Origin of the sequence: Shewanella sp. 10N.286.48.B5, assembly GCF_002874355.2 — a bacterium.
Classification (GTDB): Bacteria; Pseudomonadota; Gammaproteobacteria; order Enterobacterales; family Shewanellaceae; genus Shewanella.
The window spans coordinates 433,332-446,023 of the sequence record NZ_MCVG02000003.1 but is presented as its reverse complement, the minus strand read 5'-3'; the positions used below and the strand labels follow the sequence as shown (position 1 = coordinate 446,023).

The following is a 12,692-nucleotide window of genomic DNA, read 5'->3' as shown; positions in this document are numbered from 1 at the left end:
CCAACTACGAAAAAAACCCTGACTGTTAAGTCAGGCCTTTATCGACTCTCTTACGAGAGATATTAGGCGCTTGGCAATGACCTACTTTCACATGGGCATTCGTCCACACTCACCGCTCACGCTGATATGTTGCAGCTAATAACTCAAATTATCAGCGTTAGGATTTATTCTTTTCCCCCAAACGAAAAAAGCCCTGACTGTTAAGTCAGGGCTTTATCGACTCTCTTATGAGAGATATTAGGCGCTTGGCGATGACCTACTTTCACATGGGCATTCTTCCACACTCATCGCTCACGCTGATATGTTGCAGCTAATGACTCAAGTTATCAGCGTTAGGATTTATTCTTTTTGCCCGAAACGAAAAAAGCCCTGACTGTTAAGTCAGGGCTTTATCGACTCTCTTACGAGAGATATTAGGCGCTTGGCGATGACCTACTTTCACATGGGGAGACCCCACACTATCATCGGCGCGATTGCGTTTCACTACTGAGTTCGGGATGGGATCAGGTGGTACCACAATGCTATTGTCACCAAGCAAATTCTTGCTTTATCTACCGCTATTGCAGTAAATAATAATTCGGAAATCTGATAACTCTTTCGAGATTTTTTTGAGTTCGCACTTCATTAAGCGCTATATATTCTTTCACTAAGTCTGTAATCACAGCTTGTATACAAAACCCATTAGGGGGTTGTATGGTTAAGCCTCACGAGTCATTAGTACAGGTTAGCTCAACGCCTCACAACGCTTACACACCCTGCCTATCAACGTCCTAGTCTCGAACGGCTCTTTAGAGAGATTAAATCTCTAGGGATGACTCATCTTAGGACTCGCTTCCCGCTTAGATGCTTTCAGCGGTTATCGATTCCGAACGTAGCTACCGGGCAATGCTATTGGCATAACAACCCGAACACCAGCGGTTCGTCCACTCCGGTCCTCTCGTACTAGGAGCAGCTTCCTTCAATCATCCAACGCCCACGGCAGATAGGGACCGAACTGTCTCACGACGTTCTGAACCCAGCTCGCGTACCACTTTAAATGGCGAACAGCCATACCCTTGGGACCGACTTCAGCCCCAGGATGTGATGAGCCGACATCGAGGTGCCAAACACCGCCGTCGATATGAACTCTTGGGCGGTATCAGCCTGTTATCCCCGGAGTACCTTTTATCCGTTGAGCGATGGCCCTTCCATACAGAACCACCGGATCACTATGACCTACTTTCGTACCTGCTCGACGTGTATGTCTCGCAGTTAAGCTGGCTTATGCCATTGCACTAACCGTACGATGTCCGACCGTACTTAGCCAACCTTCGTGCTCCTCCGTTACTCTTTGGGAGGAGACCGCCCCAGTCAAACTACCCACCAGGCACTGTCCCGAACCCCGATAAGGGGCCGCGGTTAGAACATCAAAACTACAAGGGTGGTATTTCAAGATTGACTCCACTCCATCTAGCGACGAAGCTTCAAAGTCTCCCACCTATCCTACACATGTAGGTTCAATGTTCAGTGCCAAGCTATAGTAAAGGTTCACGGGGTCTTTCCGTCTAGCCGCGGGTATACGGCATCTTCACCGCAATTTCAACTTCACTGAGTCTCGGCTGGAGACAGCGTGGCCATCATTACGCCATTCGTGCAGGTCGGAACTTACCCGACAAGGAATTTCGCTACCTTAGGACCGTTATAGTTACGGCCGCCGTTTACTTGGGCTTCGATCATGAGCTTCTCCGAAGATAACCCAATCAATTAACCTTCAAGCACCGGGCAGGCGTCATACCGTATACGTCATCTTGCGATTTTGCACAGTACTGTGTTTTTGATAAACAGTTGCAGCCACCTGGTATCTGCGACTGCCGTCAGCTTAGGGAGCAAGTCCCATCACCAACAGCAGCGTACCTTCTCCCGAAGTTACGGTACCATTTTGCCTAGTTCCTTCAGCCGAGTTCTCTCAAGCGCCTTGGTATTCTCTACCCGACCACCTGTGTCGGTTTGGGGTACGATTCCTACTAACCTGAAGCTTAGAAGATTTTCCTGGAAGCATGGCATCAACTACTTCATCACCTTAGTGACTCGTCATCAGCTCTCAGCCTAATGTAAACCCGGATTTGCCTAAGTTTACAGCCTACAACCTTAAACGCGGACTACCAACGCCGCGCTAGCCTAGCCTTCTCCGTCTCTCCATCGCAGTTAGCAGAAGTACGGGAATATTGACCCGTTTCCCATCGACTACGCCTTTCGGCCTCGCCTTAGGGGTCGACTCACCCTGCCCCGATTAACGTTGGACAGGAACCCTTGGTCTTTCGGCGAGGGAGTTTTTCACTCCCTTTATCGTTACTCATGTCAGCATTCGCACTTCTGATACGTCCAGTGTGGGTTACCCCTTCACCTTCAACCGCTTACAGAACGCTCCTCTACCGCTTGCTCATAAGAGCAAACCCATAGCTTCGGTGTATTGCTTAGCCCCGTTAAATCTTCCGCGCAGGCCGACTCGACTAGTGAGCTATTACGCTTTCTTTAAATGATGGCTGCTTCTAAGCCAACATCCTAGCTGTCTAAGCCTTCCCACATCGTTTCCCACTTAGCAATAACTTTGGGACCTTAGCTGATGGTCTGGGTTGTTTCCCTTTTGACGACGGACGTTAGCACCCGCCGTCTGTCTCCCGAGTAGTACTCACTGGTATTCGGAGTTTGCAAAGGGTTGGTAAGTCGGGATGACCCCCTAGCCTTAACAGTGCTCTACCCCCAGTGGTATTCGCTCGAGGCGCTACCTAAATAGCTTTCGAGGAGAACCAGATATCTCCGAGTTTGATTGGCCTTTCACCCCCAGCCACAAGTCATCCGCTAATTTTTCAACATTAGTCGGTTCGGTCCTCCAGTTGATGTTACTCAACCTTCAACCTGCCCATGGCTAGATCACTCGGTTTCGGGTCTACGCCTTGCAACTAAACGCGCAGTTAACACTCGGTTTCCCTACGGCTCCGCTATTCGCTTAACCTCGCTACAAAACGTAAGTCGCTGACCCATTATACAAAAGGTACGCAGTCACGGTCTCAAGAACCGCTCCCACTGCTTGTACGTACACGGTTTCAGGTTCTATTTCACTCCCCTCACAGGGGTTCTTTTCGCCTTTCCCTCACGGTACTGGTTCACTATCGGTCAGTCAGGAGTATTTAGCCTTGGAGGATGGTCCCCCCATATTCAAACAGGATGTCACGTGTCCCGCCTTACTCGTTTTCATCTATGGTTAGTTTTCATGTACGGGACTATCACCCTGTACCGTTAAGCTTTCCAACTTATTCCACTAACACCCCATAGACTTAAGGGCTAATCCCCGTTCGCTCGCCGCTACTAGGGGAATCTCGGTTGATTTCTTTTCCTCTGGGTACTTAGATGTTTCAGTTCCCCAGGTTCGCCTCATAACGCTATGTATTCACGTTATGATGACCACTTATGTGGCCGGGTTTCCCCATTCGGACATCGTTAGCTCAAATGCTTGTTACTAGCTCGCCAACGCTTTTCGCAAGTTACTACGTCCTTCATCGCCTCTGACTGCCAAGGCATCCACCGTATACGCTTAGTCACTTAACCATACAACCCAAATGAGTTTCACAAGGAAACTTAATCGTTGTTAGAGCGGGTAGCCCTAACAGCTGTATCGTAACTAGCTGGTTTATTACATAATTTGCATCTCTTGCGAGTACACAAATTCGCCTTAGTTTTTAGAATATTCAAGACACTTAATAAAGTGTTTTGAGAACTCAATGTATTATCAGAAAAGGATTAATTTCCCAATAATACGATTTGTAATTAATACAACGACAGACATCATCGTATTAAATACTATCAGCTTTCCAAATTGTTAAAGAACAATGCTAACCGGCCAGCGGCGCATTTCGCTCAACTTCCGAAGAAGTTAACAAGCAATCTGTGTGAACACTCAACAAACATTAAGTTAGTCGTATAGGTAAGGAGGTGATCCAGCCCCAGGTTCCCCTAGGGCTACCTTGTTACGACTTCACCCCAGTCATGAACCACACCGTGGTAAACGTCCTCCCGAAGGTTAGACTATCTACTTCTGGTGCAGCCCACTCCCATGGTGTGACGGGCGGTGTGTACAAGGCCCGGGAACGTATTCACCGTAGCATTCTGATCTACGATTACTAGCGATTCCGACTTCATGGAGTCGAGTTGCAGACTCCAATCCGGACTACGACGTACTTTGTGAGATTAGCTAGACCTTGCGGCTTTGCAACCCTCTGTATACGCCATTGTAGCACGTGTGTAGCCCTACTCGTAAGGGCCATGATGACTTGACGTCGTCCCCACCTTCCTCCGGTTTATCACCGGCAGTCTCCCTAGAGTTCCCGCCATTACGCGCTGGCAAATAAGGATAGGGGTTGCGCTCGTTGCGGGACTTAACCCAACATTTCACAACACGAGCTGACGACAGCCATGCAGCACCTGTCTCAGAGTTCCCGAAGGCACTAAGCTATCTCTAGCGAATTCTCTGGATGTCAAGAGTAGGTAAGGTTCTTCGCGTTGCATCGAATTAAACCACATGCTCCACCGCTTGTGCGGGCCCCCGTCAATTCATTTGAGTTTTAACCTTGCGGCCGTACTCCCCAGGCGGTCTACTTAATGCGTTAGCTTGGGAGCCCAGTGCTCAAGGCACCAAACTCCGAGTAGACATCGTTTACGGCGTGGACTACCAGGGTATCTAATCCTGTTTGCTCCCCACGCTTTCGTACATGAGCGTCAGTCTTTGTCCAGGGGGCCGCCTTCGCCACCGGTATTCCTTCAGATCTCTACGCATTTCACCGCTACACCTGAAATTCTACCCCCCTCTACAAGACTCTAGTTCACCAGTTCCAAATGCAATTCCCAGGTTGAGCCCGGGGATTTCACATCTGGCTTAATGAACCGCCTGCGTACGCTTTACGCCCAGTAATTCCGATTAACGCTTGGACCCCTCGTATTACCGCGGCTGCTGGCACGAAGTTAGCCGGTCCTTCTTCTGTAGGTAACGTCACAGCTAACGGTTATTAACCGTTAACCTTTCCTCCCTACTGAAAGTGCTTTACAACCCGAAGGCCTTCTTCACACACGCGGCATGGCTGCATCAGGCTTTCGCCCATTGTGCAATATTCCCCACTGCTGCCTCCCGTAGGAGTCTGGGCCGTGTCTCAGTCCCAGTGTGGCTGATCATCCTCTCAGAACAGCTAGGGATCGTCGCCTTGGTGAGCCATTACCTCACCAACTAGCTAATCCCACCTAGGTTCATCCAATCGCGAAAGGCCCGAAGGTCCCCTCCTTTCCCCCGTAGGGCGTATGCGGTATTAGCAGTCGTTTCCAACTGTTATCCCCCTCGACTGGGCAGATCCCTAGGCATTACTCACCCGTCCGCCGCTCGTCAGCGAATTAGCAAGCTAATTCCTGTTACCGCTCGACTTGCATGTGTTAGGCCTGCCGCCAGCGTTCAATCTGAGCCATGATCAAACTCTTCAATTAAAGTTTTGTTGAAACATTCGAAAATGTTTCGGCTCAATGAATTCTGATTTCGATTTAAAGACTCGTAAGAATCTCTAAAACGTTTGTTACATATTGCTATGAACACTCATCGTTACATTGATAATAATTTTGATTGCTTCACTCTTTACGAGAAAGAATGAGCAATTTCGATTAACTCAACACCTGTGAGTGTCCACACAGATTTCTTGTTTGATTTGTTAAAGAGCGTTGCTAATTATGTAAGAAATAATCTTTCATATCAGCGGCCATTTGACGCTAGGTCGTTGGCTTAGGGATGCGTATTCTACACTTCCCGTTGTTGGCGTCAAGTCATTTTTAACGTTAATTTAAAATGCTTTTCAACCGGTTAATTATGACGCTTTAAAAGCAGCTTAATTAACGCTAACACCTTGAGGCTATTGGCCTGTCGCCGTGTCAGTGGATGCGCATTATAGGCAAGTTAAGATTTAGCGCAAGGGCTTTTATGCATAAAAATGCCTTTACCTGTTTGCTTGCTGGGATTTTAAACTAATCAGCTAGTTTTTATGCATTTTTAGCCCCCAACAGCGACTTTTTGGCTTTATACTGGGTGCAATTAAACAAATCAGGGATTTTATATGTTTAGCTCTATTCGTTGTTATCAAGGTATTCATCCTCAATTGGCAGATAATGTCTATGTAGATAGTACAGCTGTTTTAGTGGGTGATATCGCCCTAGACCATGATGCGAGTATTTGGCCTATGGTCGCTGCCCGTGGTGACGTGAACATTATTCGTATTGGCAAGCGCAGTAATGTGCAGGATGGTTCAGTTCTTCATGTGACCCGCAAGTCTCCATCAAAGCCTGAGGGTAATCCGCTGATCATTGGTGATGATGTCACTATTGGTCATAAAGCTATGCTGCACGGTTGCACGGTTGGTAATCGGGTCTTGGTTGGCATGGGAGCCATTTTATTGGATGGCGCGATTGTTGAGGATGATGTGATTATCGGCGCAGGTTCTTTAGTGCCACCAGGGAAAGTACTGCAAAGTGGTTTTCTTTATGTAGGAAGCCCTTGTAAACAGGTTCGCCCCTTAACTGATAATGAAATAGCTTTCTTACCACAATCAGCTGATAACTATGTCAGATTGAAAAATGAATACTTAGTAGATCTGCAGACTACAAGATAATTATAATTGTGCCCTACTGTTATGATAGAAATAGCTAGTAGGGCTATAATTGATTGTGTAAAGCGATAAGACTCTTATATAGTAATGTTTCCCTGCGGATCAAATTCTTCTGCTTCTATCATCTCTTCGGCTATATCTTCTAGATCAAAACGTACTCGTTCGAATATTGCTAATGCCTGTTCTGCTTGCATAGGTTGTTCAGCTGCAGTTTGTTCACTGCTTATTAGCTGTAACAACTTTTCCTTGCTAACAATGCAATTGATATTCATGCCTTGCACTTGAGCACTAAACAGCATTGTTTGTTGTTGAGTATTCCATTCAACGAGATCGGTAAATATTACACTTTGGTTCATCTTGAGTACTCGGTGTTTTATTGGTTTATTTAAGTTGTGCTCTTAGCGTTTGATGAATAGCCTGAGTAGCCGGTTTAACACCGCGCCAAATATAAAAGCTTTGTGCAGCTTGTCCCACCAGCATTCCTAAACCATCGGCAACGGATTGCGCGCCGTTTGCTAAAGCCCATTGGTTAAATAAGGTAGTGTCAGCACCATATGACATGTCATAGCAGTTGGTGTGACTTGCTATGATCTGTTCAGGTAATTTAATCAACTCACCGGCTAATCCGGCTGAAGTCGAATTAATCACAATATCAAAGCTGTTATTGAGCTCATCGATGGGAGTTGCCTGCACACGTCCATACTCAGCGAAAATAGCTTGCAAGGTTTGTGCTTTAGCAAAAGTCCGATTACATATGGTTACTTGAGCCTGTGATTCTAGTAATGGTTTAAGGCAACCCCGTGCTGCGCCACCCGCTCCGATTAACAATACACGCTTACCCTTTAAAGCACCAAAGTGCTGCATGACATCGTTTACTAAGCCAATACCATCGGTATTGTCACCACGAATTCGTCCATCAGCTAAATAGATAAGGGTATTCACGGCTCCTGCCAGTTTTGCAAGATCACTTAACTCATCACAAATGGCATAAGCTTGCTCTTTAAAAGGCGCGGTTACATTGGCGCCTTTGCCACCGTCATTGAAAAAAGCCATTAGGGACTGAGAAAACTGATCCACAGGTGCAAGAATTGCTTGATAGCTAATGTCCTGTCCAGTTTGACGCGCAAACTCAGTATGAATGAATGGCGATTTACTTTGTGCAATTGGATTGCCAAATACTGCATACTTATCGGTCATTAACTTTCTCTATTCCCTAATTATTAATTCAACTTATGAGCATGGCTTATTGAGTATAAGCTTGTGGCATAGTCGACTTCTGAATATAGCGGTCGCGTAGCTCATCTTGGCGACTTTGCATGTTTTGCACTTCACCGTTAATCCACATTGTTTGAATCGCACTACTGTACTCAAATGGATCACCGCTCCAAAGCACCATATCTGCAGGTTTTCCTGTGGCAATGCGACCAGCATCTAGATGGAAGATATCAGCAACATTAGCGGTTATTGACGCCATGGCTTGATTATAATCCATGCCATTGGCAACCGCATTACCTGCTGCGTAACGTAAACCATAAATGCCATGGGCATCACCCGGTGTCGCCAGTATCACTTTGACCCCAGCTTTACTTAATTTTCCGGCGTTATCCAGTGAATTATGTAAAGAGTCAAAACTTTCAGGTAAATTGCGCATCGCGTCCATCACCACAGGTATGTTTGCGGCGGCCAATTGCTCTGCAACCACAATAGCATCGGCAGCTTTAAGTAATACCAAATCAAGGTTAAAGCGAGCTTTTAAGTTAATTAGTTGCAAGATGTCACTGGCTCTGTCGACATCAACCACCATAGTGATATCACCTGCAAGTACAGCATTGAGTAGTAACTCTTCTTTGCTTGGCGGTTTTGTCGCATCGGCTTTTTTAGCATCAGCTTGTTTATCCGCAGCTAAAGCTGTTTGTCTTGCTTCAAGTTTATTAATCAGTTGTTGCATACCGATAATACGTGAGCCTTCATGCACTGCGCCTAACTGCACCAATACGGCTTTTTCAGTTGCGACCACACTATCCCAGTGTCCTGTTAGCTCGACTTCAATAGCTTGGCCTGAAAAAATTGATTCTCCACCACCTGGTACCACGATATTGCGGCTAATGCCGCCTTTGCGGGCAAAGGCAATTGCGCTACTTTTAGGGTTAAAGGCTAAGCTTGGGTCGAAGCTGATATCAGCGTCTTTAGCATTAACATCACGGGTTATTTTTTCTTGACCGATTTCCACCAAACCTAAGTAGTTCATTGAGCCAATAAAGCCTGGGGTTAATACACTGCCTTTTGCATCAATAATATTATCCGCAATAACTGCTGAGTCATTTGATTGCTTGGCATTTACAGCGATGATGTGGCCATCTTCAATGACAACCGTAGCACTATCAAGTACGCCCTGTTCAGTTGAGGTATATACCTTAACATTAGTAATTGCCGTGGTTGCAGCAGACGCGATGATTGGGGTCAAACTCGCGAGCATAGCGCCAACGACCAGTGATTGGTTAAACTTTTTCATTGTATTGCTCCTTATTGTTGACCTAGCATGAAATCACTTTTAGCGCGGTAAGCATCGTCTTGATGATCAAACATTTTGGCGCCATCGATAAACACTTGCTCAGCTTTGGCATACACACTAAATGGATTGCTATTCCAAATTACCACATCGGCGTTTTTACCCACTTCAAGGGAACCGGTTTTATCTGCAATACCTAATGACTTGGCCGCATTCGAGGTGATCCAACCAATAACGTGTTCTTCTTTTAGATCAAAACCGTTTTGATTAGCACTATGCATAATTTTGGCGGTTTCTTGGTTAAGGCGCTGAATGGTCACGCTAGAGTCGGAATGCACCACAGCGCAGGAGTTGTTAACCGCATCTACGATGGCTGCATTTTCAACCACCATGTCATAGGCTTCCATTTTAAAGCCCCACCAATCAGGCCACATTGCGGCGCAGTTACCATTTTCAGCTAACAACTCAGCTATTTTATAACCTTCAATTGCATGGTGGAATGTACCGGAGTGATAGTTAAACTCTTTGCCTAAATCCACCATCATCGCCATTTCTTCCGCTTTATAACAATGGTTATGAATTAAAATGTCACCCTCTAACACGCCGCGTAAAGTGTCTTTGGTAAGATCTCGCTCTGGCGCTGATGGGTTTAAACCCGCAGCATAATCCGCATCATATTTATCCCAAGCTCGCTTGTACTCAGTGGCCTCAATGAAAGCTTGACGATAACCCGCCATATTACCCATTCGGGTCATGGGCGCTTCTTTACGCTTTCTGCCATAGGCACCTTTAGGGTTTTCACCACAGGCCATTTTCAATCCATAAGGGGCTTGGGGGAACTTCATGCCTTGCATGGTGGTTGCTGGGATGTTTTTTAAGGTCACCCCGCGACCACCAATTAAATTGGCAGAGCCAGGTAAGATTTGTAAAGTGGTGATACCACCTTCACGGGCACGATTAAACCCCGGATCTTGCGGCCATACGCTATGCTCTGCCCACACTTCAGCGGTATTGGGAGAGGTCACTTCGTTGCCATCGCCATGGGCATCTGCGCTAGGGCTTGGATACACGCCAAGGTGGGAGTGAACATCTACAATACCTGGGGTTATCCATTTACCGCTAGCATCAATCACAGTGACATTGTCTTGACTTAATTGCCTGCCAACCGCATTAATTTTGCCATCCACCATTAGGACATCAGCGCCGTCGATTCTTTCACCTGTACCTGTTAGCACAGTAGCGTTAATCAGCAAGGTCGATGTTCTTGGCATCACTTGGTAAGTACTTGGGTAGGGATTTTTATTAATACTAACTTTAGGGTCTTGCTGGGCTGAGTTACAGCCAAGCAGGGCTGTTGAAATCGCAATTACAATTAATCTTGGTGCCATCTTGGCCATGATCTCGGTCCTCGTTATTATTGTTATTAGAACGCCTAAGTTATCCGATAAGCATCTGACATCACAACAGATAAATTTAGCAAAACATTAACAAAATATGTTTATGGCTTAGTAAAGCGAGAGATATAAACGGGATTAATCGTTATAATCAAGCCACTTTCATTACTTGTACTCAGTGTCGATACCATGAATTGGTTAAAAAAACTTTTTAGCAATAAGGCGCAACCTGATGACCGAGATCCAAATCAGTCCAATGCCTATGATTTAATTGGTGGCGAGAAGACCATTCGCTTAATTGCCCAAAACTTTTACCAGCAGATGCAAAGCCGTGAAGACACACAGCCGCTACTAGCTATTCATCGCGCTCCAATTAAAGATTCACAACAAAAGTTATTTGAGTTTTTAAGTGGCTGGTTAGGTGGCCCACAGCTTTATCAGCAAAAGTATGGCCACCCGGCATTACGGGCACGGCATATGCCGTTTGATATTGACCAAACGATGGTTGATCAATGGTTAACCTGTATGGAGCAAGCCATTGCTGAGGCAATAAAAAAGCCTGAACATCAACAAGTGATATTTCAGGCCATTTCGCAGCTTGCCAATAATATGCGTAATAAAGATTAGCTTTCGAGCTTCAACCAATCTTGTGGTTTAAGGTAGCGCTCGTATAGCTCCGCCTCTTGGGAGCCTTCTTCTGGGGTAAAGCCATATTCCCAGCGAGCTAATGATGAAGCATAGACATTAGAATCGATTCCGCACCGACACCAACCTGTCGACTAAATTATACCGACTCATTTAAAGCTAGCTTTCCAGCTTCAACCAATCTTGTGGTTTAAGGTAGCGCTCATATAGCTCCGCCTCTTGAGAGCCTTCTTCTGGGGTAAAGCCATATTCCCAGCGAGCTAATGATGAAGCATAGACATTAGAATCGATTCCGCACCGCCACCAACCTGTCGACTAAATTATACCGACTCATTTAAAGCTAGCTTTCCAGCTTCAACCAATCTTGTGGTTTAAGGTAGCGCTCGTATAGCTCCGCCTCTTGGGAGCCTTCTTCTGGGGTAAAGCCATATTCCCAGCGAACTAATGATGAAGCATAGACATTAGAATCGATTCCGCCCCACCAATCTGTCGACTAAATTATACCGACTCATTTAAAGCTAGCTTTCCAGCTTCAACCAATCTTGTGGTTTAAGGTAGCGCTCGTATAGCTCCGCCTCTTGGGAGCCTTCTTCTGGGGTAAAGCCATACTCCCAGCGAACCAAGGGCGGCATAGACATCAAAATAGACTCAGTGCGACCACCGGTTTGTAAGCCAAATAAAGTGCCACGGTCATAAACCAAATTAAACTCAACATAACGGCCTCGACGGTACAGTTGGAACTGGCGCTCATCATCGTTATATTCAAGATCTTTATTACGCTCAACAATCGGCGAATAAGCCGTTAAGAAACCATTACCCACGGCTTGCATAAACTCAAAACTCTTATCAAAACCAGGCTCATTGAGATCATCAAAGAATAATCCACCGACCCCACGGGTTTCATTACGATGAGGCAAAAAGAAGTATTCATCACACCACTTTTTATATTTGGGATAAACCTCATCACCAAATGGGGCGCAAATATCGGCCGAGGTTTGATGCCATGAAACCACATCTTCTTCAAATGGATAGTAAGGAGTTAAATCAAACCCGCCACCAAACCACCATACGGGATCAGCGCCATCTTTATGGGCAATAAAAAAGCGCACATTCGCATGAGTTGTAGGAATAAAAGGATTTTTAGGATGGATAACCAATGACACGCCCATAGCTTCAAAGCTACGTCCAGCTAGCTCTGGACGATGCGCGGTGGCTGATGCCGGCATTGCTGCGCCCATCACATGGGAGAAGTTAACACCAGCTTGTTCAAATACATGGCCTGCGGTCATCACCTTACTGGTGCCACCACCACCTTCGGCGCGCTCCCACGATTCCGCTTGAAAGCTGGCCTTTCCATCTAACGCTTCTAAACCAGCACAGATATTGGCTTGTAGGGATAACAGGTACTGCTTTACGACTGCGGCATCAGGCATTGCCATATCAAATTCCTTATTGTTTATTCGATTATTTTTA

7 protein-coding genes, 3 rRNA genes and 1 pseudogene are annotated in these 12,692 nt (G+C 46.0%); 2 read left to right on the top strand and 9 right to left on the bottom strand.

Features of this window, described 5'->3' with window-relative positions; all coding sequences use genetic code 11:
- Positions 1-419: 419 nt before the first annotated feature.
- The 3 genes from rrf to BCU57_RS18935 all read right to left on the bottom strand — a co-directional run bounded on the left by rrf (position 420) and on the right by BCU57_RS18935 (position 5,505).
- Positions 420-535: ribosomal RNA gene (gene rrf, locus BCU57_RS18945) — 5S ribosomal RNA — on the bottom strand.
- Between the two features lie 158 nt (positions 536-693).
- Positions 694-3,585 (bottom strand): 23S ribosomal RNA (locus BCU57_RS18940).
- Positions 3,586-3,962: 377 nt separating this feature from the next.
- Positions 3,963-5,505: ribosomal RNA gene (locus BCU57_RS18935) — 16S ribosomal RNA — on the bottom strand.
- Together the 16S, 23S and 5S rRNA genes form the textbook arrangement of a ribosomal RNA operon.
- A 617-nt stretch (positions 5,506-6,122) precedes the next feature.
- Here BCU57_RS18935 and BCU57_RS18930 point away from each other — a divergent pair.
- Positions 6,123-6,674 carry a gamma carbonic anhydrase family protein gene (locus BCU57_RS18930; protein ID WP_102436278.1) on the top strand — a complete coding sequence of 184 codons (552 nt, stop codon included), beginning with the start codon at positions 6,123-6,125 and terminating at the stop codon, positions 6,672-6,674.
- A 74-nt stretch (positions 6,675-6,748) separates the two neighbouring features.
- Here BCU57_RS18930 and BCU57_RS18925 read toward each other — a convergent pair whose 3' ends face one another.
- Genes BCU57_RS18925 through BCU57_RS18910 form a run of 4 tightly spaced genes read right to left on the bottom strand, consistent with a single transcriptional unit; the run spans position 6,749 to position 10,577 of the window.
- Complete coding sequence (locus tag BCU57_RS18925) at positions 6,749-7,027, bottom strand: DUF1488 domain-containing protein (protein ID WP_102436280.1); 279 nt, start codon at positions 7,025-7,027, stop codon at positions 6,749-6,751.
- A gap of 25 nt (positions 7,028-7,052) precedes the next feature.
- Positions 7,053-7,868: a shikimate dehydrogenase gene (gene aroE / locus BCU57_RS18920; protein ID WP_102436282.1), complete on the bottom strand. Its 816-nt coding sequence runs from the start codon at positions 7,866-7,868 to the stop codon at positions 7,053-7,055.
- A gap of 46 nt (positions 7,869-7,914) precedes the next feature.
- Positions 7,915-9,183, bottom strand: coding sequence for an amidohydrolase family protein (locus BCU57_RS18915; protein ID WP_102436284.1), 1,269 nt, complete (start codon positions 9,181-9,183; stop codon positions 7,915-7,917).
- An 11-nt stretch (positions 9,184-9,194) separates the two neighbouring features.
- Entirely contained in the window at positions 9,195-10,577 is a 1,383-nt protein-coding gene (locus tag BCU57_RS18910) for an amidohydrolase (RefSeq protein WP_102436286.1), read from the bottom strand.
- Between the two features lie 186 nt (positions 10,578-10,763).
- Here BCU57_RS18910 and BCU57_RS18905 point away from each other — a divergent pair, with 186 nt between their 5' ends.
- The gene (locus BCU57_RS18905) at positions 10,764-11,201 is read left to right on the top strand and encodes a group II truncated hemoglobin (protein WP_102436288.1); all 438 of its coding nucleotides are present in this window, start codon (positions 10,764-10,766) and stop codon (positions 11,199-11,201) included.
- A gap of 177 nt (positions 11,202-11,378) precedes the next feature.
- Here the strand turns inward: BCU57_RS18905 and BCU57_RS18900 are convergent.
- Both BCU57_RS18900 and hemF read right to left on the bottom strand, forming a co-directional pair.
- Positions 11,379-11,539 (bottom strand): annotated as a pseudogene (locus BCU57_RS18900) (coproporphyrinogen III oxidase); the annotation flags it as partial.
- A 198-nt stretch (positions 11,540-11,737) separates the two neighbouring features.
- On the bottom strand, positions 11,738-12,658 hold the full coding sequence (gene hemF, locus BCU57_RS18895) for an oxygen-dependent coproporphyrinogen oxidase (RefSeq protein WP_102475877.1): 921 nt from the start codon (positions 12,656-12,658) through the stop codon (positions 11,738-11,740).
- Between the last annotated feature and the right edge of the window lie 34 nt (positions 12,659-12,692).

What these genes read in the sequence shown, in the direction of transcription:
- BCU57_RS18930 (WP_102436278.1), top strand. Translation starts at nt 6,123, where the DNA reads ATGTTTAGCTCTATTCGTTGTTATCAAGGTATTCATCCTCAATTGGCA.
- BCU57_RS18925 (WP_102436280.1), bottom strand. Translation starts at nt 7,027, where the DNA reads ATGAACCAAAGTGTAATATTTACCGATCTCGTTGAATGGAATACTCAA.
- aroE (WP_102436282.1), bottom strand. Translation starts at nt 7,868, where the DNA reads ATGACCGATAAGTATGCAGTATTTGGCAATCCAATTGCACAAAGTAAA.
- BCU57_RS18915 (WP_102436284.1), bottom strand. Translation starts at nt 9,183, where the DNA reads ATGAAAAAGTTTAACCAATCACTGGTCGTTGGCGCTATGCTCGCGAGT.
- BCU57_RS18910 (WP_102436286.1), bottom strand. Translation starts at nt 10,577, where the DNA reads ATGGCCAAGATGGCACCAAGATTAATTGTAATTGCGATTTCAACAGCC.
- BCU57_RS18905 (WP_102436288.1), top strand. Translation starts at nt 10,764, where the DNA reads ATGAATTGGTTAAAAAAACTTTTTAGCAATAAGGCGCAACCTGATGAC.
- hemF (WP_102475877.1), bottom strand. Translation starts at nt 12,658, where the DNA reads ATGGCAATGCCTGATGCCGCAGTCGTAAAGCAGTACCTGTTATCCCTA.